General features: G+C 63.8%; 18 protein-coding genes, 1 pseudogene and 1 riboswitch (1 of these 20 running past the window's edge). Of the genes and pseudogenes, 7 read left to right on the top strand and 12 right to left on the bottom strand.

Annotation, left to right across the window (positions count from 1 at the left end; all coding sequences use genetic code 11):
• Positions 1-137: 137 nt before the first annotated feature.
• Complete coding sequence (gene clpB / locus ACMYR2_RS03865; protein WP_347264527.1) at positions 138-2,774, bottom strand: ATP-dependent chaperone ClpB; 2,637 nt, start codon at positions 2,772-2,774, stop codon at positions 138-140.
• A gap of 217 nt (positions 2,775-2,991) precedes the next feature.
• Between clpB and ACMYR2_RS03860 the strand changes: the two genes are divergently transcribed.
• Positions 2,992-3,768 (top strand): MOSC domain-containing protein, encoded by a 777-nt coding sequence (locus tag ACMYR2_RS03860; RefSeq protein WP_347264528.1) that lies wholly within the window; start codon positions 2,992-2,994, stop codon positions 3,766-3,768.
• 66 nt (positions 3,769-3,834) lie between these two features.
• Here the strand turns inward: ACMYR2_RS03860 and ACMYR2_RS03855 are convergent, their stop codons facing one another.
• The 3 genes from ACMYR2_RS03855 to metX all read right to left on the bottom strand — a co-directional run bounded on the left by ACMYR2_RS03855 (position 3,835) and on the right by metX (position 6,682).
• Complete coding sequence (locus ACMYR2_RS03855) at positions 3,835-4,461, bottom strand: TIGR02594 family protein (protein ID WP_347264529.1); 627 nt, start codon at positions 4,459-4,461, stop codon at positions 3,835-3,837.
• 330 nt (positions 4,462-4,791) lie between these two features.
• Positions 4,792-5,481 (bottom strand): methionine biosynthesis protein MetW, encoded by a 690-nt coding sequence (metW, locus tag ACMYR2_RS03850; RefSeq protein WP_347264530.1) that lies wholly within the window; start codon positions 5,479-5,481, stop codon positions 4,792-4,794.
• Between the two features lies 1 nt (position 5,482).
• On the bottom strand, positions 5,483-6,682 hold the full coding sequence (metX, locus tag ACMYR2_RS03845; RefSeq protein ID WP_416193708.1) for a homoserine O-acetyltransferase MetX: 1,200 nt from the start codon (positions 6,680-6,682) through the stop codon (positions 5,483-5,485).
• 92 nt (positions 6,683-6,774) lie between these two features.
• A riboswitch (SAM riboswitch) is annotated at positions 6,775-6,854 on the bottom strand.
• 173 nt (positions 6,855-7,027) lie between these two features.
• On the opposite strand from metX, the gene ACMYR2_RS03840 reads away from it, so the two are divergent.
• From ACMYR2_RS03840 to ACMYR2_RS03830, 3 genes are all read left to right on the top strand, one after another.
• A complete protein-coding gene (locus ACMYR2_RS03840) occupies positions 7,028-7,879 on the top strand; it encodes a chorismate mutase (protein WP_416193707.1) in 852 nt (283 codons plus the stop codon).
• A gap of 126 nt (positions 7,880-8,005) precedes the next feature.
• Entirely contained in the window at positions 8,006-9,103 is a 1,098-nt protein-coding gene (hisC, locus tag ACMYR2_RS03835; RefSeq protein WP_347264326.1) for a histidinol-phosphate transaminase, read from the top strand.
• Positions 9,100-10,041 carry a prephenate/arogenate dehydrogenase family protein gene (locus ACMYR2_RS03830; RefSeq protein WP_347264325.1) on the top strand — a complete coding sequence of 314 codons (942 nt, stop codon included), beginning with the start codon at positions 9,100-9,102 and terminating at the stop codon, positions 10,039-10,041. The genes hisC and ACMYR2_RS03830 overlap by 4 nt, the downstream gene beginning before the upstream one ends.
• A gap of 19 nt (positions 10,042-10,060) precedes the next feature.
• Here ACMYR2_RS03830 and ACMYR2_RS03825 read toward each other — a convergent pair whose 3' ends face one another.
• Positions 10,061-11,254, bottom strand: coding sequence for a DUF2125 domain-containing protein (locus tag ACMYR2_RS03825; RefSeq protein WP_347264324.1), 1,194 nt, complete (start codon positions 11,252-11,254; stop codon positions 10,061-10,063).
• Between the two features lie 230 nt (positions 11,255-11,484).
• Here ACMYR2_RS03825 and ACMYR2_RS03820 point away from each other — a divergent pair, with 230 nt between their 5' ends.
• Positions 11,485-12,069: a gamma-glutamylcyclotransferase gene (locus tag ACMYR2_RS03820; RefSeq protein ID WP_416193706.1), complete on the top strand. Its 585-nt coding sequence runs from the start codon at positions 11,485-11,487 to the stop codon at positions 12,067-12,069.
• 211 nt (positions 12,070-12,280) lie between these two features.
• Here ACMYR2_RS03820 and ACMYR2_RS03815 read toward each other — a convergent pair whose 3' ends face one another.
• The 4 genes from ACMYR2_RS03815 to ftsE all read right to left on the bottom strand — a co-directional run bounded on the left by ACMYR2_RS03815 (position 12,281) and on the right by ftsE (position 16,050).
• Positions 12,281-13,054 carry a lysophospholipid acyltransferase family protein gene (locus ACMYR2_RS03815; RefSeq protein WP_416193705.1) on the bottom strand — a complete coding sequence of 258 codons (774 nt, stop codon included), beginning with the start codon at positions 13,052-13,054 and terminating at the stop codon, positions 12,281-12,283.
• A 283-nt stretch (positions 13,055-13,337) separates the two neighbouring features.
• Complete coding sequence (locus tag ACMYR2_RS03810; RefSeq protein WP_347264321.1) at positions 13,338-14,063, bottom strand: YdcF family protein; 726 nt, start codon at positions 14,061-14,063, stop codon at positions 13,338-13,340.
• Positions 14,064-14,426: 363 nt separating this feature from the next.
• Positions 14,427-15,398: an ABC transporter permease gene (locus ACMYR2_RS03805; RefSeq protein WP_347264320.1), complete on the bottom strand. Its 972-nt coding sequence runs from the start codon at positions 15,396-15,398 to the stop codon at positions 14,427-14,429.
• Positions 15,391-16,050, bottom strand: coding sequence for a cell division ATP-binding protein FtsE (gene ftsE / locus ACMYR2_RS03800; protein WP_347264319.1), 660 nt, complete (start codon positions 16,048-16,050; stop codon positions 15,391-15,393). Before ftsE ends, ACMYR2_RS03805 begins: the two co-directional genes overlap by 8 nt.
• Before the next feature lie 154 nt (positions 16,051-16,204).
• On the opposite strand from ftsE, the gene ACMYR2_RS03795 reads away from it, so the two are divergent.
• Complete coding sequence (locus tag ACMYR2_RS03795) at positions 16,205-17,053, top strand: MJ0042-type zinc finger domain-containing protein (protein ID WP_416193704.1); 849 nt, start codon at positions 16,205-16,207, stop codon at positions 17,051-17,053.
• Positions 17,054-17,056: 3 nt separating this feature from the next.
• Positions 17,057-17,449, top strand: coding sequence for a response regulator (locus ACMYR2_RS03790; protein ID WP_347264317.1), 393 nt, complete (start codon positions 17,057-17,059; stop codon positions 17,447-17,449).
• Here the strand turns inward: ACMYR2_RS03790 and ACMYR2_RS03785 are convergent.
• From ACMYR2_RS03785 to ACMYR2_RS03775, 3 genes and pseudogenes are all read right to left on the bottom strand, one after another.
• Positions 17,436-19,943: a TIGR02302 family protein gene (locus ACMYR2_RS03785; protein ID WP_416193703.1), complete on the bottom strand. Its 2,508-nt coding sequence runs from the start codon at positions 19,941-19,943 to the stop codon at positions 17,436-17,438. The two genes, ACMYR2_RS03790 and ACMYR2_RS03785, sit on opposite strands and share 14 nt — an antisense overlap.
• Positions 19,944-20,256: 313 nt before the next feature.
• Positions 20,257-20,812: pseudogene (locus ACMYR2_RS03780) on the bottom strand (methylated-DNA--[protein]-cysteine S-methyltransferase).
• Between the two features lie 109 nt (positions 20,813-20,921).
• Positions 20,922-22,362 carry the 3' portion of an FAD-dependent oxidoreductase gene (locus tag ACMYR2_RS03775; protein ID WP_347264315.1) on the bottom strand. It continues 80 nt past the right edge of the window, so 1,441 of the gene's 1,521 nt are visible here — the last part of the coding sequence; the start codon falls outside the window, past its right edge — the gene reads right to left on this strand; its stop codon occupies positions 20,922-20,924.

The raw sequence follows: 22,362 nt of genomic DNA, 5'->3' as shown, positions 1-22,362 counted from the left end.
CTCTCCATGAGCAGCCAGAACGAAATAATTATTTCACGATCCGGGTCTTTTTTAGAATTGCGCCGGGGGCATTCATGGGATTCGCGTGGTAACGGCGTCAACCCTTCCCGCGGATGCGGGAAGACATGGCAGACGCGTCAGTGCAGCCTGCGCCTGGACATCGGCGGCGCGAATGGCTCGATATCGACCCTCGGCGGCGCCTCGCCATTGAATGTGAGCACGCCGTCCTTGACCGAAATCGCGACCCGGTCGCCGTCGCGGATGGCGCCAGCCAGGATCATTTCAGCCAGCGGGTCCTGCACGCTGCGCTGAATCACGCGCTTGAGCGGCCGTGCGCCGTAGGCGGGATCCCAGCCTTTCTCGGCCAGCCGGTCGCGCGCCGCGGCGTCGAGATCGAGCACGATCTTGCGATCCTCCAGCAGCTTTTGCAGCCTTGAGAACTGAATTTCCACGATCCGGCCCATCTCGCTCTTCTGCAACCGATGGAACAGGATGATCTCGTCGACGCGGTTGAGAAACTCCGGACGAAAATGCCCGCGCACCATCTCCATCACCTGCTCGCGCACCGCGCCGGTGTCTTCCCCTTCCGGCTGATTGACCAGGAATTCCGAACCGAGGTTCGACGTCATGATGATCAACGTGTTGCGGAAATCCACCGTGCGGCCCTGTCCGTCGGTCAGGCGGCCATCGTCGAGCACCTGCAACAGCACGTTGAACACGTCCGGATGCGCCTTCTCGATCTCGTCGAACAGCACGACCTGATAGGGACGCCGCCGCACCGCCTCGGTCAGCGCGCCTCCCTCGTCGTAACCGACATAGCCGGGAGGCGCGCCGATCAGCCGCGCCACCGAGTGCTTCTCCATATATTCCGACATATCGACGCGGACCATCGCCGTCTCATCGTCGAACAGATAGGCAGCGAGCGCCTTGGTCAGTTCGGTCTTGCCGACGCCGGTCGGCCCCAGGAACATGAACGAGCCCATGGGTCGGTTGGGGTCCTGCAAACCGGCGCGCGCGCGCCGCACCGCGGTTGACACCGCGCGCACGGCTTCCCCCTGCCCAACGACGCGCGCCGCCAGGCTTTCCTCCATGCGCAGCAGCTTTTCCTTCTCGCCCTCGAGCATCTTGTCGACGGGAACGCCGGTCCATCGCGACACCACCTGGGCGATGCTGTCCGCCGTCACGGTTTCATTCATCATCGTATTGCTTTCGCCGGTCTCGATGCTCTGCAAACGCTTTTCGAGTTCGGGAATCCGCCCATAGGCCAGTTCGCCCGCTATCTGATATTCGCCGCGCCGCTGCGCGTTGGCGAGTTCGATCCGCGCCTGATCAAGCTCGCTCTTGAGCTTGGCGGCGTCCGACAGCTTGTTCTTTTCGGCGTTCCAGCGCGAGGTCAGATCCGCCGACCGCTTTTCCAGATCGGCCAGTTCTTTTTCAAGGTTCTCAAGACGCGTTCTGGAGCCGGCGTCGTTCTCCTTCTTCAGCGCCTCCTGCTCGATCTTCAGCCGCACGATCTCGCGGTCGAGCGAATCGAGTTCTTCCGGCTTGGAATCGACCTGCATCTTGAGCCGCGCCGCCGCCTCATCCACCAGATCGATCGCCTTGTCGGGCAGGAAACGGTCGGTGATATAACGGTGGGAGAGCGTGGCGGCCGCGACCAGCGCGCTATCGGCGATGCGGACGCCGTGATGCTGCTCATACTTGTCCTTGAGACCGCGCAGGATCGAGACGGTATCCTCGACCGTCGGCTCAGATACGAAGATCGGCTGAAAGCGCCTGGCCAGCGCCGCATCCTTTTCGACATGCTTGCGATACTCGTCGAGCGTGGTCGCTCCCACGCAATGCAGTTCGCCGCGCGCCAGCGCCGGCTTCAGCAGATTGGAAGCGTCCATGGCGCCATCGGCCTTGCCGGCGCCGATCAGCGTGTGCATCTCGTCGATGAACAGGACGATGCCGCCGTCGGAGGCGGTCACCTCCTGCAGCACCGCCTTGAGCCGCTCCTCGAACTCGCCGCGATATTTCGCGCCCGCGATCATCGACCCGAGGTCGAGGGCGAGCAGCTTCTTGTCCTTCAGGCTTTCCGGCACGTCGCCGTTGACGATGCGCAGCGCCAGCCCTTCCGCGATCGCGGTCTTGCCGACGCCGGGCTCGCCGATCAGCACCGGATTGTTCTTGGTACGCCGCGACAAAACTTGAATCGTCCGGCGGATCTCCTCGTCGCGGCCGATCACCGGATCGAGCTTGCCCTCGCGCGCCGCCTGGGTCAGATCGCGCGCGTATTTCTTCAACGCGTCATAGGCGTTTTCCGCCGTGGCGCTATCCGCGGTCCGTCCTTTGCGAAGCGCGCTGATCGCCGCATTGAGGGTCTGCGGCGTGACCCCGCCGTCCTTCAGCAATTTGAACGCGTCGCTGTCCTTGTCGAGCGACAAAGCCTGCAACAGCCGTTCCACGGTGACAAAACTGTCGCCGGCCTTCTCGGCCGCCTGTTCCGCGGCATCGAACGCGCGCGCCGTCGCCGGCGCGAGATAAATCTGGCCCGCTCCAGCGCCCGACACCTTCGGCATCTTGTCGAGAGCGGCTTCCGTCGCCTTCAGGATCGCGCGCGAATTGCCGCCGGCGCGGTCGATCAGGCTTCCCGCCAGACCTTCGCTGTCATCGAGCAGCACCTTCAGAATATGAAGCGGCGTGAACTGCTGGTGGCCTTCGCGCATCGCCAGCGATTGCGCCGACTGGATGAACCCGCGCACCCGCTCGGTATATTTTTCAATGTTCATGGGAACCTCCCCGGCCTGCCGCTCCTGCCCCGAAAGCACAGAAAGCAGCATCCTCGTTGCCTACGCCGGCCGCATCGACATTCCTCAACCGGCAGCGACCGGCTCGCGGAATCGTTCAATTCGGCCTGCGGCAGATGTAGGAATAGCCTCCCAGAAAATGAAGGGGCGTTGAGACAGTGCCGATGACAAGCCTCGCGGGAATCTTGTAAGGAGCATCATGTCCGGATCTTCCAAGGCGACCGTTGCAGCGCTTTACCGCTATCCCGTCAAAGGCCTGTCCGCCGAGCCTCTGCAACACGCTGTCCTGACCCCCGGCGGAACCGTTCCCGGTGACCGCTCCTATGCGATCGAGAACGGTCCGACCGGATTCGATCCTGCCGCGCCCCGGTATTTTCCAAAGTCCAGGTTTCTGATGCTGATGCGCGACGAGCGGCTCGCCACGCTCGACAGCCGCTATGACGACGCCAGCGGCGTCCTGACAATCCTGGCGGACGGCGAGGAGGCGGCGCGCGCCGACCTCGGCACGGCGGAGGGCCGCGCCGCGGTTGAACGGTTCTTCGCGGCGAACTTCGCGCAAGAGCTGAGAGGGCCGCCTCGACTTCTCGTCGGCAACGGACACAGCTTTTCGGACGTCGCAAGGAAAGTGGTCTCGATCATCAATCTCGGCAGCGTCGCCGCGATCGAACAAATGGTGGGTCAGCCGGTTCACCCGCTCCGCTTCCGCGCCAACCTGTACGTCCGTGGCTGGCCGGCCTGGAGCGAACTCGACCTGCTCGGCCACACGCTCGCGATCGGAGACATCAGGCTCAAGGTGGTCAAGCGGATTGTCCGCTGCACCGCCACCAACGTCGACCCCGAAACCGGGGCGCGCGATCTCGACATTCCGAACGCGCTGGCGGGAACGCTGGGACATCGCGACTGCGGGATCTATGCGGAAGTCGTTACCGGCGGCACGGTCAGGATCGAGGACAGAATCGAAACGTTTCGGGAATAGGGCGTTTCGAGCAAAGCATGTCAGGCAAAGGCAAAACGGCACGGACAACGTCCGTTCCGTTTTGCTTCAATGCGGCACTACATAGGCGTAGACGCGGCTGCGCGGATAGACCGACTCCGCGACGCGGCGGCCATGATTGCCGGACACGACGATGGGGTTGCCGCGCCGATCGACACCGCTGACGACGCCGACATGACCACCGCCGCCGCGCCGGGTCATGACGGCGATGGCGCCGACCTGCGGGCCGGAAACCCGGCGGCCGTAATGCGCGAACGAACGCGCCATGTCGGAGCCCGTCCCCTGATGCCCGGCGCGCTTCAGAACCAAGTTCATGAATCGCGCGCACCAGAGCCGGCGACGGCCGGTCGGATTGCCCCCGATGTAACGGCGAGCCTCGGCAACGATATTCGAAGCCAGACCGCCACCCGAAAATCCGCTCTTGGGCGTAAGAGCGGCGCTGGCGTTCCTCCACCCGCGCGCGTGAGCCCGCCGCGCGTGGCGGTATCGGTGATGACGATACCCGTAGTGCCGGCGAATATGATGATGGTGCTTATAATGATAAGCGTGCGCGTGATGCCCCGCGCGATGATAAGGTCTTGCCGAGGCCGGCATCGCAAATGCAACGACAGCCAGGAAACAAACCGCCAGTGCCAAAATACGCGGCATCCAGCGCAACGCAACTAACTGGAACATTCATGCTCCCCTGTGACACCTCCCTGTTCCCGCCCGCTGCGCGGTGAAATCCGCTCTTTTGTCGTGCCGGGAAAAACGCGGGCGCCTTGTAATCACATGCTCAGGCTTTTTAAAGTCATACCTGCATTGCGCATAACGCATATCTGCATTGCGATATCGGCATACCGCAGCGCGATATTTCCAAATCATTGACCTGAAATGGAATTTTTTTGATTAGCCTGGACCGTCCAGGCCGTTGCGAGGTCGAGGCTCGCTCTCCCTGCTGCGTCGCAACGCGGCCGTCACGCCGATGATCGAACCCAGTTCTGAACGGGCGGGACGAAGGGAAGCCTACTCATCCTGTCCCGGAGCTTTGGCGATCTTCTCCGCGCGGCTGAGCAGAAACACGCCCTGTTCTCCGAACATATTCCAGAACCACCAGGGCGCGTTGAACCGCAGCGGCCGGCCGTAAAGATTAAGCGCGACCGCACGCTCCATCTTCACGTTGATCTCGTCGCAGAGCTGGACGAAATCCTTGATGGTGCAGAAATGGATGTTCGGCGTATCGTACCATGTCGCCGGCAGATTGTCCGTGCGCGGCATGTGGCCGCCGATCAGAAGCTGAACGCGCATCTTCCAGTGACCGAAGTTCGGAAATGAAACGACGGCGCGCCGGCCGATCCGCAGCAGATTTTCCAGCACCGTTTTCGGTTGCCGCGTGGCCTGCAGGGTTTGCGACAGGATGACGTAATCGAAGGCGTCGTCGGGATAGCTGACGAGGTCGGTATCGGCGTCGCCCTGCACCACGGCAAGACCCTTGGCCACGCAACGATTGACGCCCTCGCGCGACAACTCGATGCCGCGGCCGTCGATGCCTCGCGTCTCGAGCAGTTGCAAGAGATCGCCGTCGCCGCATCCGACATCCAGGACCTTTGAGCCGGACTCGATCATCTCCGCTAGCAGCAGATGATCGCTGCGATAACGATCGGCCGCCCGCGGAGCGACCCCGTTCAACGGCAGCGAGGGCTGCTCCACGCTCATTTCATTGTCCGGCATCGGCGAGGCCCCGGGTCTTTCCCGCCGATTGCAGAAACGCATGCGCGATATCGAAGAACTCGGGAACGTCGAGCAGGAAGGCGTCATGGCCGCGATCGGTCTCGATCTCGGCGAAGGAAACCCGCGCGCCGCCGGCATTGAGCGCATGCACGGTCGCCCGCGATTCGGAGGTCGGAAACAACCAGTCGCTCGTGAACGAGACCACGCAGAAGCGGGTGCGGGTCCCGCGAAACGCGGCGGCCAGCACGCCGTCATGATCGGCCGCGATATCGAAATAGTCCATCGCCCGCGTCAGATAGAGATAGCTGTTGGCGTCGAAGCGCTCGACGAATGACGATCCCTGGTGGCGCAGATAGCTCTCCACCTGGAAATCCGCGTCGAACGAAAATGTCGGCAACTCGCGATCCTGCATCCGCCGCCCGAACTTGCGATGCAGCGCCGCGTCCGACAGGTAAGTAATGTGCGCGGCCATCCGCGCCACGCCAAGGCCCCGGCGGGGATGGGTGCCCTGCTCGACATAGCGGCCCTCGCGCCAGTCGGGATCGGCCATCACCGCCTGCCGCCCCAATTCATGAAACGCGATGTTCTGCGCGGAGTGGCGCGTGCTGCAGGCGATCGGTAGCGCCGAAAACACCCGCTTTGGATAGGCCACGCACCACTGCAGCACCTGCATGCCGCCCATGGAGCCGCCGACCACCGAAAACAGCGTGTCGATTCCCAGGCGGTCGATCAGCATGGCCTGCGCGCGCACCATGTCGGGAATGGTGATGACAGGGAAGTCCAGCCCCCACACCTTGCCGGTCGTGGGATTGGTCGAGGCGGGGCCGGTCGAGCCCATGCAGCCGCCGATCACATTGGAGCAGATAATGAAGTACCTGCTGGTGTCGAGCGGCTTGCCGGGCCCCACCAGGGTCACCCACCAGCCGGGTTTTCCGGTCACCGGATGAGGGTTGGCCACATGCTGATCCCCGGTGAGGGCATGACAGATCAGAATGGCGTTGGACTTCGCGGAATTGAGTTCACCGTAGGTCTGATAGGCGATCTGGAACGGCGCGAGATCGACGCCGCAATCAAGCGGGAGCGGTTGATCGGTATCGAACGTCGCGACCTGCGAGGTAGGATGGTCTGCTTCCTGGGCCCGATGCTCGGCGTGAGCCGGGCCCGATATCGATTGCACCTTCACCATCCTGCCGCTGACCTCCGCCGGAGGCTGCGGGAAGCCCCCGGATCGCAGGCCACAAAAAACCCGGCCCGAACTTGGGTTCGGCCGGGATCAGGATTTCGCTGTCCCCGGCCTGTTTAGCGAGTTGTTTAACGTGGCTGCAAGCCGGCCGGCTCAAATGACCACGGAACAGGAGAAAAATAATCCGCTGCCCGCTTTTCGTCAAGGCAGACGGAGCGGCGGCTGGAAAGGCTTTAAGTGCTTCGGGCTTGATCTCGATGTTGGCGACAAGGCTCGCTGAAACGGGATACCAATGTTAGAAGCGGACCGCTGGCCCAGGCTCCTCCATGCGGCCGACAGGTTGCATCCATGACGAAGCCTTCCCCCGCGCCGCCGTCCCTGCAGAAATTGCGCAACGAGATCGACGCCATCGACGAGCAGGTTCACAACCTGCTGATGCAACGCGGCGACATCATCGACCGCCTGATCTCGGTGAAGCAGACCCAGGAGGTCGGCTCCGCGTTCAGGCCGGCGCGCGAGGCCGACATGATGCGGCGGCTGGCGCAGCGCCATCGCGGCATCCTGCCGCTCGACACCGTCGAAAGCATCTGGCGCGTCATCATCGCGACCTTCACCTACGTTCAGGCGCCGTTCTCGCTGCACGCCGATCTGTCGCTCGGCGAATCCGCGATGCGGGATTCCGCGCGTTTCCATTTCGGCTTCACCCTACCCTTCGTGCCGCATTTCAATGCGCAGGCCGCCGTGGAAGCGGTGGCGAATGCGAAAGGCGACCTCGGACTGGTCTCGGCGACATCGAGCCGCACGCCATGGTGGCTCGCGCTGGAAGCCGGCGGCGCGCCGAGGATCATCGCCCGCCTGCCTTTCATCGAGCGCGCCGATCATCCGGCCGCGCTGCCGGTGTTCGTGATCTCACGCGTCGCCGACGATGCGCGGGTCACGGAAGTGGAGACCTGGAGCGTGCGCGTCTCCGGCTGGAACGCCAATACAGCCCGCACCCTGTCGCCGCTCGCCGAGATCGTCGCCGTGCCCGATACCGCCTTCGACGGCGCGGCGCTGTTGGTATCCATTACGGGCGGCACCACCCTCGACACGATTAAATCCGCGCTGATCGAGGCCGGCGCGTCGGTGCGCTCGACGGCTCTCGTCGGCAGTCACGCAACGCGCTATACGATGCCATCCAATGGGGCGGATCGTCCGTAACGTCCCGATAGCGTTTTCGAGCGAAGCGGATGACCCGTTCGCGTGAAGAAAACGCGTCAGAATAACAATCTAGAGCTTCGCTTCTGATTCGCTCAGACGCGAAAGCGCTCTAGCCCGGAGCAAACGATGTCCCGACCGGTGCCGAATCCCGGCATTCTCGATATTGCGCCCTACACGCCCGGCAAGAGTCCAGTACCGGAGGCGGGCCGCAAGGTGTTCAAGCTGTCGGCCAATGAAACGCCGTTCGGCCCATCGCCGAAGGCGATGGACGCTTACCGCGATGCCGTAGCTCACCTTGAAGACTATCCGGAAGGCACCTCACGCATTTTGCGCGCAGCCATCGGACGCGCCTACGGCCTCGATCCGGACCGCATCATCTGCGGCGCGGGTTCGGACGAGATCCTCAACCTGCTGGCGCATACCTTCCTCAGCCACGGCGACGAAGCGATTTCGACCACGCACGCTTTTCTGGTGTACCCGATCGCAACCATGGCGAACGGCGCGATCAACGTCGTCGCGCCGGAGACCGGCTACACCGCCGACATCGACGCCATCCTCAAGCGGGTCACGCCGAAGACCAAGATGGTCTGGCTCGCCAATCCCAACAACCCGACCGGCACCTATCTGCCGTTCGACGAGATCAGGCGACTGCGCGCGGGACTGCCGCCGCACGTATTGCTGGTGCTCGACGGCGCCTATTCGGATTATGTGTCGCGCAACGATTATGAGTTCGGCATCGAACTGGTGGCGACGACGGAAAATACCGTGCTGACGCACACTTTCTCCAAGATCCACGGCCTCGCCGCGCTGCGGATCGGCTGGATGTTCGGCCCGGCGCACATCGTCGATGCGATGAACCGGATTCGCGGCCCCTTCAACGTCTCGACGCCGGCCATGCTCGCGGCCGCGGCCGCGATCGAGGACACCGCGCACGTCCAGATGACCCGGCTGCATACGGAAAAGTGGCGTAACTGGCTGACGGACGAATTGACGAATCTCGGGCTCAAGATCACGCCCAGCGTGACCAACTTCATCCTGATCCACTTCCCGGACGCCAAGGGCAAGACGGCGGCCGAGGCCGACGCGTTCCTGACCAAACGTGGCCTCGTGCTTCGTGCGCTCGACAATTACGGACTGCCGAATGCGCTGCGCATGACTGTCGGCACCGAGGAAGCCAACCGCCTGGTCGCGGACGGCTTGCGCGACTTCATGGCGCGGACATGACCACGGAACCGTTATTCCAGCGGCTCGCGCTGATCGGATTCGGCCTGATCGGCGGCTCGATCGCGCGCGCCGCGCGCATGCGAGGCGTTGTCGGCGAGATCGTCACGACCGCGCGCTCCGCAAAAACGCGGGCGCGGGTGATGGAGCTCGGCATCGTCGATCGCGTGGCGGACACCAACGCGGAAGCCGCCGACGGCGCCGACCTCGTCATCCTCTGCGTTCCGGTCGGTGCGTGCGGTTCAGTCGCGCAGCAGATCGCGCCTCACCTCAAGCCGGGCACCACCGTCTCCGACGTCGGATCGGTGAAAGGCGCCGTCGTCCGCGACATCGCCCCGCATCTGCCCGCCGGGGTGCATTTCGTGCCCGCGCACCCCGTGGCCGGCACCGAGCATTCGGGTCCGGATTCCGGATTCGCCGAACTGTTCATCAACCGCTGGTGCATCCTGACGCCGCCGGACGGAACGGATGCCGCCGCCGTCGACAGGTTGCGCGCGTTCTGGACCGCGATCGGCGCCAGGGTCGAGATCATGACCCCCAAGCACCATGACCTTGTGCTGGCGATCACCAGCCATCTGCCGCATCTGATCGCCTACACCATTGTCGGCACAGCGGACGAACTCGGCGAGGTCACGTCCTCCGAGGTGATGAAGTTTTCCGCCGGCGGCTTCCGCGACTTCACGCGCATCGCGGCCTCCGATCCCACCATGTGGCGCGACGTATTCCTGACCAACAAGGATGCGGTGCTGGAAATGCTCGGCACCTTCAACGAGGATCTCTCCAAGCTGACGCGCGCCATGCGCCGCGGCGATGGCGAAGCGCTGTTCGAGCACTTTACCCGCACCCGCGCGATCCGCCGCGGCATCGTCGAGATCGGCCAGGATTCCGCGGCTCCCGATTTCGGGCGGCTGCAGACGGATGCCCAGAAGAAACCGGTGTAAGCGGTTCCGCGCGACGCCTTCAGAACAGCGGCGGAGTCTGGGCGACCTTCAACGGCCCGATGAAGACCGCGCCGGCAACGAACCGCAGCGGGAAGGAGCGCGCCTTTTTGTTTTCCAGCGTCGCTTCCTGACCGATCGCGGCGAGACCCGCAGCGACGCCGACATTGGCGTTCTCGCGCACGGCCTTGCCAAGGCCGGGAATCGCCCGGTCGAGCGCACCGAACAGATTGTCGATATCCTGACTTTTCACGCCGGGCGCGACCTTATCGAGAGTCTCCTGCGGGACCCCCTGCTCCAGCATTTTATCAATTCCGAGCGCTGGAATCATTTTCTCGAAACCGGTCGCCGTCATGTGCAATTCGCCGTCGAGGTGCCCGTCGGCGGTAAGTCCCAGCGAACCCGCGGCGATCGCGATCAGATCGCCCTGCTGGATGCGCGACTGCCTGATCTCGATGCGGCCGCCGGCCGCCTGCAATTCACGAAACCGCACCGGCCAGGGTTTTGGCGTGAAATCCTTCAGCCCATGAACGATCGCGCCGACCTCGGCGTTGAACGGCTGCGTCAGCACCGGGTGAACGTCCGCTAGAGTGGCCCCGCTCAACTCCACGGCGGTCTCGATCATGGGCTTGTCCAGTGTGGATTTCTCGGCAATGCGGCCGTGAAGCTCCACATGGCTGGCGCGTGCGGCAGGCGTCCGAACCGATTCCACCATACGGTCGATCGCAAGGTCGTCGAAAACGATATCCGCGCTCTTCGGCGTATCCGGCAGCCCGACGATGCTGCTGCGCCCGACGCGCCAATCGACGACCATCACCGGCTGACCGTGCCGGGATAGCGTGGCGGGCGCCTTGAACTCCGCGATCAGCAGCCTGGGCGTGTAGATCTGCGCGATCACCAGGATATCCCCGAGGCGCGCGGTCAAGGGAGGCATCTGCGCCGCGGCCTGCTCGGCCGTCTGCGACCTCAGCTCGACGGTCGCATCCTCGCAGCGGACCTCAAGACGGAACGGAAATCCGGCGACTGTCCGTTTGGCGCAATCATAGATGCGTCCTGACGCAGCTTCGCGCGCCCGCCAGGCATCAACAGTCTGATCGACCTGCGAGGCCGCGTAAAACCAGAACGCGCTCCAGGCGGCGGCGGCGATGACCACCAGCACGGGCATGACGAAAATGGGCCAAAGACGGTACTTGCTGGAGGCGTTGGCAGCATTCATGCGGAGAGCGAACTCTTGGTGGGCCGCGTCGGCGGGGTCTTTGACCATAGTCGCGCGACGCCGGCAAAACCAGCCCCTTTCGGTTCCGCTTCGCCTGACGGCGCGGCTCTGTTAAAGCATCATCCGGCGGTGCGGAAACTCCCGGTCGGGCCGTCAAATATCCTCATTTCTAATAGCTCGTGCGTATCCTGATCACACACCATGACGGAATACGCCCTGAGCAGGGCGCGATGAGCGTGCAGCGACAATTTGAAACGGCTTTCGACAGTTCCGGCAACGATCTCTGGGTATTCGCCTACGGTTCGCTGATGTGGAGACCCGGATTCGATTTCGCCGAGCAGATTCCGGCGCGACTGATCGGCGAGCACAGGGCGCTCTGCGTCTATTCGTTCGACCATCGCGGGACACCCGAGAGGCCGGGGCTGGTTCTCGGGCTCGACCGCGGGGGCGCCTGCCGGGGCATCGCATTCCGGGTTGCAGCCAGCCGGCGCGAGGCAACGATCGCATATCTGCGGGAGCGCGAGCAGACCACCCACGTCTACCGCGAGGTGACGCGTTCCGTCTGGCTCGAGGACGACGCGCGACGGCGGGTCAGCGCGCTCGCTTATGTGGTCGATCGCGGTCACGTCCAGTATGCCGGCCGGCTGACGCTGGCGGACCAGGCCCGCTACGTCCGGCAGGGGCACGGCCGCTCGGGGCATAACCGGGACTATGTCCTGTCGACCGTGAGGTCGATCGAGTCACAGGGCTTTCGCGACCTTAAACTGCACCAGCTGGCTGAACTGCTGCACCATGATACGCCGATGCTGCGGTAGGCGCGCTGCCGACGCGCTGAACGCAAGCTGCGGTTTGTCTCTTGTGAGATTTCCGCTGCGGAGCATGATCTTATCCGAAAACCGGTTTCCACTTCCCGGGATCATGCTCTAGAGCATTATCGCTTCTGATTGAATCAGAAGCGAAGCTCCAGATTATTGTTTTGACGCGTTTTCTTCACGCGAACCGGTTTCCACTTCGCTCGAAAACGCTCTAACCCCCGGCCGGTCCCGCATCCCTGACCCGGCCCGACAGCCGCGCCTGCTCGCGCCGCCCCGCCTCGACCAGGGAAGCGGTCGCCCCTTCGATCGATGCCGTCAGGCGCGACATGAATTCATCACGCCGCAAACCCTGCGGCAGCGGATCGAGGAATTCGACCGTGATCGTTCCCGGATAGCGCAGGAACGTCCGGCGCGGCCAGAACAGGCCGGAGTTGAGGGCCACCGGCACACAGGGCACGTCACCTTCGGCATAGATCATGGCGACGCCGCTCTTGTAGGCCGGCGGGGCTCCGATCGGGCGCCGCGTTCCTTCCGGGAAAATGACGAGCTGACGGCCGAGACGTACCTGCTCCCGCGTCATCCGGACCAGCATCTTGAGCGAGCGCAGGCCGGCTTTGCGGTCGATGCCGATCATGCCCGTCTTCATCAGATACCAGCCGAAGAACGGAATCCATGTCAGCTCGCGCTTGAGGATGAAGACCGGCTGATCAATGAGGCTGAAGAGGGCGAAAGTCTCCCACGTCGACTGATGCTTGGAGGCGAAGATCAGCGGACCTTTCGGAATTCTCCCGGTACCGAGAATTTTGACCCGCGTGCCGCAGATGACGCGCATCAGCCAGATGTTCCAGCGCCCCCAAGCCTTCGCCATCCTGACGAGCACCGCGCGCGGCATCAGGAATGTCGGCAGCGCGGCAACGATCCAGATCGCCATCGTCACATAAAACAGAACGTTGAAGACCAGCGAGCGCAGAAAGATCGAAATCATCAAGCATCCAGTCGCGGGGCGTTAGAGCATGATCGCTTCTGATTGAATCAGAAGCGAAGCTCTATGATATTGATTTGACGCGTTTTCTTCACGCGAACCGGATTCCGCTTCGCTCGAAAACGCTATAGTTGACGCGCATCTCAAAGTCTCGCTTCCGATTCCATCAGAAACAAAAAGGCTCTAGATCGGCGGCCGGTCAAATGGAATCAGCGCCGCCGCTCCAGTTAATTGATTGAGCATCGGATTTATCCCGAAACCGGTTCCCACTTTCGGGTCCGATGCTCTAGCCCGAGGCCGGCCGGCGTGGCTGGAACGCCCCGCTCGACTGATCCCCGTTTTCGGACGGGAGTTCGAGGTCGAGGCCAAGATGAGCCAGTCGAACCCGCGCCTCGGCGGCGAGGTATTTGACATACTCCGACAGCAGGAGCCGCAAGGTCGCGCCGCTTGTCCACCATGGCTCCTCGCGCCACTTTTCTCCGATGACCGCGAACGGAATCAAGGTGACGTCCGGCATCGCGTGCGACAGTTCGACGATGGCGCGAGGCATATGGTAGTTGGATGTCACCACGATCAGCGAGCGGAATCCTTGCCCGTCGACCCAGCGCCGCGTCTCGCTCGCGTTGCTCCGGGTGTTGACCGCGGAGCGGTCGAGATCGACGCAACATGTCAGCAGCCGCTGGCTGTCCGGCAGCGAGCGCGAAATATCGCTGACCCCGTTTGTCGGATGAACGCCCGAAATCAGCAGCCGCTTGCCGTAGCCGCCGGCCAGCAGTTCGACGGCATCGGAAATCCGCGACGAGCCGCCGGTGAGCACCACGATGCCATCAGCGTTAGCCGCGGGCTTCGTCTCCGCCCCCCGCAACTGCGACAGAAACCCGACGAAGCCGGCCGCCGCCCCGACAAAGGCGATTCCGGCGGCGGCAACCAGGGTCGCAAGCAGCATACCACGCCGGCGGCCCGGCGCCCGGCGCGGAGCTTCCATATTGTCGTGACGTGCTTCTTCGCTCATCCGTTCGGTGTCCCTAGAGTCTGTTTCAACTGCGTTGAATCAGACTCGTCGCTCATCTTTTTGTTTGAGCATGATCTTCTCCGAAAACCGGTATCCACTTTTCGGGATCATGCTCTAGAGCTATTCCGGCTTTGACGGAATCAAAGCCGGGCTCCAGCTTTTGTTTTGACGCGTTTTCTTGACGCGAACCGGACTCCACTTCGCTCGAAAACGCTATAGCCCCCGATTTTAATGCGTTTTGGGGCGAAGTGGAGTCCGGTTCGCCGCAAGAAAATGCGGCCAGACAATAATTTCCAGAGCATGGTCCGGTTCAACTTGGTCGGATCGTGCCATCGGATCGTGCCCTGGCCCTGAGCGGCCCGCTCAGTCGATCTCATCAAGCGTCGCGAACAATGTGCGGCGGGACGCAAAGGCGGTGATCACCGCGATGAGGACTGTCTGGCCCGCCAGCACCAGATAGCCGAAAGGGCGCAGCGAGAACGTGCCGAGCAAAGCCGCAAATTGGTCCCCCACCGGCGTTCCCGAGAACCAGTTCGCAATCGATTCGGAGAATCCGAACATCAGCATCGCGGCGACGCACCCGATCACGCCGCCCCTCAGCCCGAGTCGCAGGAAGTGGCGCAGGAAGTGATTGGCGATGTACCGATCGCTGGCTCCGACGAAATGCAGCACCTCGACGATCGGACGATTGGCCGCCATCGCTCCCCGGGTCGCGAACGATACCGAGATAATCGTCGCAATGATGACCAGCGCGAGAACGCCGATGCCTGCGAACACGGTCGCGTTGGTCATCGATCGCATCCGGTCGATCCAGGCGCGATGGTCGTCCACGCTGGTCGATGGCGCCAGTTGCGTCACGCGGCTGCGGAGTCCTTCCAGATCGAGGCTGGTTCCGGGCGCCGCGCGGGCCACGATCATGCGCGGCACCGGCAGATCGTCGAGCGACAGCCCACTGCCGAGCCAGGGCTCCAGCAGCCTGGCCGACTCCTCCCTGGTGTACGGCCTGACATCGAGAATCCCCGGCTGCTCGCGGGCCGCGGCGGCAGCGGCGGCGACATCCTGCTCCAGATCGCGGCCGGCGGCGGGACGTACCTGGATGGTGATTTCGCTCGCGACCTCCGACTGCCATTCCGAGGCCGAAGCGTTGATCAGAAGCACCGCCCCGGTGGTGATCGACGCCAGGAACGTCATGATGGCGACCACGGCCACCAGGGCGCGGCCCGCGATCGATGCACGCGGCACGATCGGCGACATGTTGCGCGCGCGGACCGGCACCTGCGGGCGCTCGCGCCCGAGATCCATCAGCACATCATGACCGTCCCCTGCCTTACTCATAGATGTGCAGCCGCCCCTGATGCAGCACCAGCCGCCGCGCGTCATATTCATCCATCAGGGCGATGTCGTGGGTGGCGATGATGACCGCCGTGCCGGACTTGTTCAGTTCGATGAACAGCCGCAGCAGACGCTGCCCGAGCGTCGGATCGACGTTGCCGGTCGGCTCGTCCGCCAGCAGAAGCTGCGGCCGCGAGATCACCGCGCGAGCGATCGCCGCGCGCTGCTTCTCCCCTCCGGACAGCACCGGCGGCAGCGCATCCATGCGCTCGCCGAGCCCCACCCACTTCAGAAGATCGATCACTTCACGGCGATAGGTCGACTCATCGCGGCCCATCACCCGGAACGGCAACGCGACGTTCTCGTAGGTGGTCATATGGTCGAGCAGGCGAAAGTCCTGCAACACGATCCCAATACGCTTGCGCAGGTCGGCGATCGCATCCTTGCTCTGCAGCGAGACGTCCTGACCGAACAGGTTGACGAGACCCCTCGTCGGCCGCAGCGACAGAAACAGGAGCCGCAGCAGGGAGGTTTTTCCCGCGCCCGACGGGCCGGTGAGAAACTGAAAGGAGCGGGCGGGAAGATGAAAGCTGATGTCGCGCAAAATCTCCGGGCCGAGCCCGTAACGCAAGCCGACATTTTCGAACCGGATCAAGCCTTGTGTCCCGACTTCCTGGTTCGCGTGAGGAAAACGCGTCAAATCAAGATCATGGAGTCCCCGCAATCATCCTTTTGTGCGTCGGTTATGGTTTCCGATTCGTTAACGGTCGGCGCGTAGATTTCGGACAGCGTCACTCGGCGATTCGTCCATGCACATTGTCTGTCCCCACTGTACGACATCCTATGCGGTCGACCCCGCGAAGCTCGGCGGAAAGGGCCGCATCGTCCGCTGCTCGCGCTGCAAGGAAACATGGCGGGCGGCGCCGGACAATATCGCCAGGGTTCGCGTCCCCACGATGGCGGGAGCGGACGAGATGGCGGGATGGACCGATCCTCCGAACACCGGCGACATGCCGTCGGTCGAAAGTCCGTCGATCGCCAGCGACCTGCCCGAATATCCCGAACCCGAGGCGCCGCGACAGGATCTCACCAGAGTTGTTGCGCCACCGGCCCCGCAGGACAATACACCCCGGGACGGCAAGCGGCCGCGCCTGCTTCATGCTGCTTCACGGTTCCACGGCCGCCTCGGACGCTGGTTCGTGCTTCGGCCGCCTGCGATCACCCAAAATACCTTCTGTGTCGCGATGGCCGCCATGGTGCTGGCTCTTGTGATCTGGCGCGTCGAGATCGTGCGCCTGCTTCCGCAAACCGCAACGTTCTACCGATTGGTAGGCCTGGAAGTGAACCTGCGCGGATGGGCGTTCAAGGACGTCACCACCTCGACCGAAACCGTCGACGGCAAGCAGGTTCTGGTGATCGAAGGCATGATCGCGGCGCAAACCCGCAAGCCGGTCGAACTGCCGCGCCTGCGCTTCAGCGTGCGGGACGCGCATGAAACGGAGATCTACGCGTGGAACGCGGTTCTCGAGCAGCCCGCGCTCAAGCCTGGTGAAAACGTCTGGTTCCGGACACGGCTGGCATCGCCGCCACCTGAAGGCCGCAGTATCGATGTTCGCTTCTTCAACCGGCAGGATCTTGCCGCTGGAAATGGAGCCTGACCCATGGCGCGGGTGCTGATCGCCGACGACGAGGACTCGATGCGCTCGCTGGTCGCCCGCGCCATCGCCATGGACGGCCACGAGATCGTGACCGCGGCTGACGGCGCCGAAGCGCTGGATATTCTTTCAGCTGACGCGCATGCCTTCGACCTGCTGCTTACCGACATCAAGATGCCGATCATGGATGGCATCGCGCTGGCGCTTGCCGCCGCGCGCGATTTTCCCCGCCTGATCATCCTGCTGATGACGGGTTTCGCCGATCAGCGTGAGCGCGCGTCGGGTCTCAACGCCATCGTGCACGATGTCGTCACCAAGCCGTTTTCGGTGGCCGATATCCGCGCCGCGGTCGCGGGCGCGCTAACGCCGCAGACTGGCGGGGCGATCAGTAGTCCTTAAGCAGCCGATCGATGTAATCGAGTTCGATCTTCGGCCGTGACGGATCGGCGAGGCGGCGGCGCAACTCTTCGAGAATGCGGCGGACCCGCTGAACGTCGATCTCGCCGGGAATCTTGACTGTCGTCTCGTTGCCGAACTCGCGGCCCCGCAGCGGCCGCCCCAGCGGATCGGTCTGACCGCCGCTCTGCCGGCCCATCCGGCCACCGGACCCGTCTTCGCCCTGTTGCATGGCCTCGGCAAGGCTGCGAGCGCCCTTGCGCAGCGCATCGAGCGCCCGGCCCTGCGCGTCGACGGCGCCATCGGCGTTACCCTCGCCAAGCCGGCCGCCCGCCTGGCCCATTGCGGAATCAGCCTGGCCGAGGTCGTCATCCGGCTGGCTCGATCCCATGCCGCGGCGGGCGAGTTCCTGCTGCAATGTCTTGAGCCTGTCATGCAGGGCCTTTTGATCCTGCTGCAGGCCGCTTTGATCCTGCTGCAGGCCGCCCATCCCATTCTGGCCGCTGCGCTCCTGGCCGTCATCGTGATCGCGCCGCGAATCCATGCCTTGCTTGTAGGTCTTGTCGCGCAACTGCTGCTGCTTGCGGATCATGTCGCCGAGTTCATTCAGCGACTGTTGCAGATCCTCGCCCGCTCCCTCGCCCTGGCCCGGCTGCGCCATCTGCAGATTTTCGAGCATCTGCTGCAACTGATCGAGCAATTGCCTGGCGGCTTCCTTGTCGCCGGAGCGGGACAGACGCTCCATGCGCTCGATCATGTTGTCGAGATCCTGCGGGCGCATCACCCTGCCGTTGGGGTCGAGCGGACGCGCCAGCTGCTCCGGATTGTTACGCATCTGTTCGGCGAGCTGGCGCAGATAGTTATCCAGCGCCGCGCGCAGGTTCTCGGTGAGCTTCCTGATTTCCTCGTCGCTCGCGCCGCGCTCCAATGCCTCCTTCAAGGCATCCTGCGCGGCGCGCAGCGCCTTCTCGACATCGGTGATATTGCCGTCCTCGATGCTGACGGCGAGCCCCCAAAGGCTGGCGACGACCTCCCGCAACTGGGCGTCGATGCGCGCTTCCTCGAGCTGCTTGGTAACGCTGTAAAGACCGAGATACTCACCCGCCCTGGGAGTAAACACCTCGGGCGCGATCAGGAGAGCATCGAGCGCGGTATGGACCTGCCTGTTCTGATTGGCGTCCAGCGCCAGGATGCGGCGCTGCTCGATCAGCGCGCGCGCAAGCGGTTTGGTGAACACGCGCTCCGGCAGGCGCAGGTCGAGCGGCTCGCTGCGGCCCTCGTTTCCGGCGTCATCGCGCGCCGTCAGCGTCAAGGTCACTTCGGCGCCGGCGTAGGGACTTTCGCTCAGATCATGGACCATCTGCCCGATGCCGCTGCGGGGCCTCGCATTCGGCAGCACCAGCGCGAATTGCGGCGGATCGAACAGCGGGCGCGCGACCGTCCCATCGTTTGCAGCGGATGCGGGCCGGGCCGAGAATGACGCATGGGCTTCGGTGACGCCGTAATCGTCCTCCAGGCGATAGGATATCTGCAACGATCCGCGCGCCTGGCGTTCCGGCCGCTTGGCCAGCGAGATCGCCGGAGCGCGATCGGCGATTGCGTTGAAGGTCCATCGCGGCTGCCCCGAGGGCGCGCGCACCTGAGCCGTGCCATCCGCGGCAATGGTGAAGTGCCGCTCGTTCGTGCCTTGCGGAGGCTTGTCGGCGGGAGCCTTCTCGGTCACGCCGCCACTGAGCGCGACGTCGAGACCGCCGCCGCTCGAACGCACGATCAGCGTGCTGCCCGCAGGCACCGGAAGCGCCGCATCTGACGAACTGGCGTCCTTGCCGGACCCGGACAGAATGATCGGCGGCCTGCCGGTATAAGGCGGCGGAGCCACCCAGGCATCGACTCTGACATGAGCCGAGGTCAGCGCGCCATGCCAGTCGAACGCCGCGGCGACGCGCTCGGTCCGTTCGCCCCCCGCCGCGATAAACGTGGCGACCATCAGCACCATCACCAGCGCTCGCAAGGCCCAGAGGTCATGCAGCGGCAGCCGCGGCGACGGCAGCCCGGCGCTAAAACGCTTGATCGCGGTCAGCGCGCGCGCGCGCTGCGCCTGCCACAAAGCATGCGCGACCGGATCCCGGGTCGCCAGCGTGTCAGCGAGCGCGGTGACGGGACGATGGCGAAGGCCGGCACCGCGGTCGAGCCGGCTCAATCCTTCCTCGCGGCTGGGCCAGCGGAACCTGACGGCAGGCACCGCCGCCGCAACGGCGAGCAGAACAAACGCAGCAAGAGCAACGACGCGTCCCCAAACCGGCAGAACCAGCCAGGCCCCGGCCCAGGAAACCGCCAGAAACAACCCGCCGACGCAAAGCAGCCGTGCGATATGTGGCCAGGCCCTTTCCCACGCGATCACCCACCTGGCGCGCTGCAGGGCGCGCGTCAGTTCAACTCCCGCCGACCCAAGCGGGTCGTCGTTCTGACTGGATGGATCTGGGGTCACACCACTCAACTCGGTCTCCGGGCTGCTGGAGCTAGAGCATGTTCGCTTCTGATTGAATCAGAAGCGAGGCTCTAGATTATTGTTTTGACGCGTTTTCTTCACGCGAACCGGTGTCCACTTCGCTTGAAAACGCTCTGGTCCGGTCAGCCTTAGCCTCTTTGTTCTGACGCGTTTTGTTCTGACGCGTTTTCCGCGCGATGCGCCACCTGCTCCCTGATCAAAATTCGGCACATCATCACTCGAAAACGAATAAACAGCACCTTACCACGGCGGCGGCAATGAGGCATCGGCGGCTGGCCGCAACCGCCTTGCGCGAAATGGATCAATCGAACAAGCCGGGCGTGTGATTGATGATGGCGCCCTCGATGGCGAGCATTTTCAGTTTGGTCGCGACGCCGCCGCTCGCCGAGAAGCCTCCCGGCCTGTCGCCGGCCGCAAGCACGCGATGGCACGGCACCACGATCGGACACGGGTTACGGCCGAGCGCCTGACCGACATCGCGCGATAGCTCAAGGCCGCCGAGGCGCTTGGCGATGTCGCCATAGGTCACCGTGCTGCCCGCAGGAATGGTCCGTGCGATGTCGTAAACGCGGCGATCGAATTCGCCTACGCTGTCGAGATCGAGCACCACACCGGATAAATCGACCGGCTCACCCTCAAGCAACGCGATTATGCCGTCGATCGCGGCCTGCACGGCGGCGGGCGGAGCCGCCTCTGCGAGGCTCCGATAACGCTGATGAAGACGCATCCGGGTCTTGTCTTCATCCGCCAACCGGCAGCTGCACCGCTTCCACGCCATGCGCGGTCCAGACGATACCGCAGATCCCGATCGCGGTTCCGAACAGCGCGAACCTGCGATCATTTGGCGGTTCACTCACGGATCGCTCCGTCGCGAGTTGGCGCGTTCCTGCGTTGGATCGCGCCGTGAGAAAACCCCGCGATCACGCCGGCTCCGGTCGGGAGCGTAGTATATCGCGAGGCTGAATGTCAGGCGGCGACAGCGCGCTCCATCGCCACTTCCGCCTTGAGGTGGTCGACATCCCGGTAGATCGAGGAGACCGCCAGCACGCGCCCTTGATGCTTGTAGCGCAGCAGGCAATCCCGGTCAGCAACGCTGCCCTCGACCTCGATCTGGTCCCACTTCAACGCGTGGCCGACATAGTTGATCGGCACATCATAATGCTGGCTCCAGAAGAACGGCACAGCGTCATACTTTTCGCGGTGTCCCAGCATGTTGCGCGCCGCCACCTGCCCCTGGCGCTGCGCCACGACCCAGTGCTCGACCCGGATGTTCTCTCCGAACCGCGCATCGGGCCAGCGCGCGATGTCGCCGGCCGCAAAGATGCCGGGCGCGCTTGTTTCCAGGAACTGGTTGACGAGCACGCCGCGGTCGATCTTCAATCCCGCCTTCTCCGCAAGCTCCAGGCGCGGCTTCACGCCGACGCCGAAGACGACGAAATCGGCCTCCAGCGCTTCGCCGCTGCTGGTCGTCACCTTCTTCTCGCCGATCGCGGTGACCGTATTCTCCAGGTGGAAAATGACGCCGTGCTCCTCATGCAGCGAACGGACGAAATCGCCCATTTCCGCACCGAGGATGCGCTCCATCGGGCGGGACTCAGGCGCAACGACATGGACCTCGATTCCGCGGGCGCGCAACGAGGCCGCAACCTCCAGACCGATGAAACTCGCACCGATGACAACCGCCCGGCTCGCCGATTTGGCCGCTTCGATGATGGCGCGGCAATCCTTGAGCGAGCGCAGCGTATGGACATGCGGCAGGTTGGCTCCCGGAATCGGCAGCCTGACCGGCTCGGCGCCGGTCGCCAGCAGCAGCCGATCGTAGCCGATGACGTCGCCGTTGATCGAAAGCCGGCGCGCGGACGGATCGATGGCGGTGACGGTCGCACCGAGTCTCAGGTCAATGCCCGCCTGCTGGTAGAAATCATCAGGACGCAGCGGGAGCCAGTCTTCCGGCGCGGAACCGGCGAGATAGTCCTTCGACAGGTTCGGCCGGTCGACCGGCGGCGCATCGTCGCTGCTCAGCATCACGATGCTGCCCGTATAATCCTGACGGCGCAGCATCTCGGCGGCCGCAAAACCCGCCGCGCCGCCGCCGACGATGACGATTTTCCCGGGGTGGTCAGGCTTCGCGATCTTGACCGCCGCTCGCTCCTGCTTATCGCGGACAAAGATCCGGCCGTCGCGCTGTTCGACCTGCCAGACATCGAGCGCGTTGAAGGCCGGCGCGCACGTCGCCTCACCGGTGCGGAGATCGAAACAGGCATGATGCCATGGACAGCGGACCGTGCCGTCGACAACAAGCCCGTCAGCAAGCGGTCCGTGGTAATGGCTGCAGTGAGCGTCGATCGCGAAAATCCCGTCGCCTTCGCTGACCAGCAGGATCTCCTGGTCGTCGACATGGCCGACC

Source organism: Nitrobacter sp. TKz-YC01 (assembly GCF_047824785.1).
Classification (GTDB): Bacteria; Pseudomonadota; Alphaproteobacteria; order Rhizobiales; family Xanthobacteraceae; genus Nitrobacter.
The sequence above is the reverse complement of the archived record's forward strand: the minus strand, read 5'-3'. Positions and strand labels throughout refer to the sequence as shown.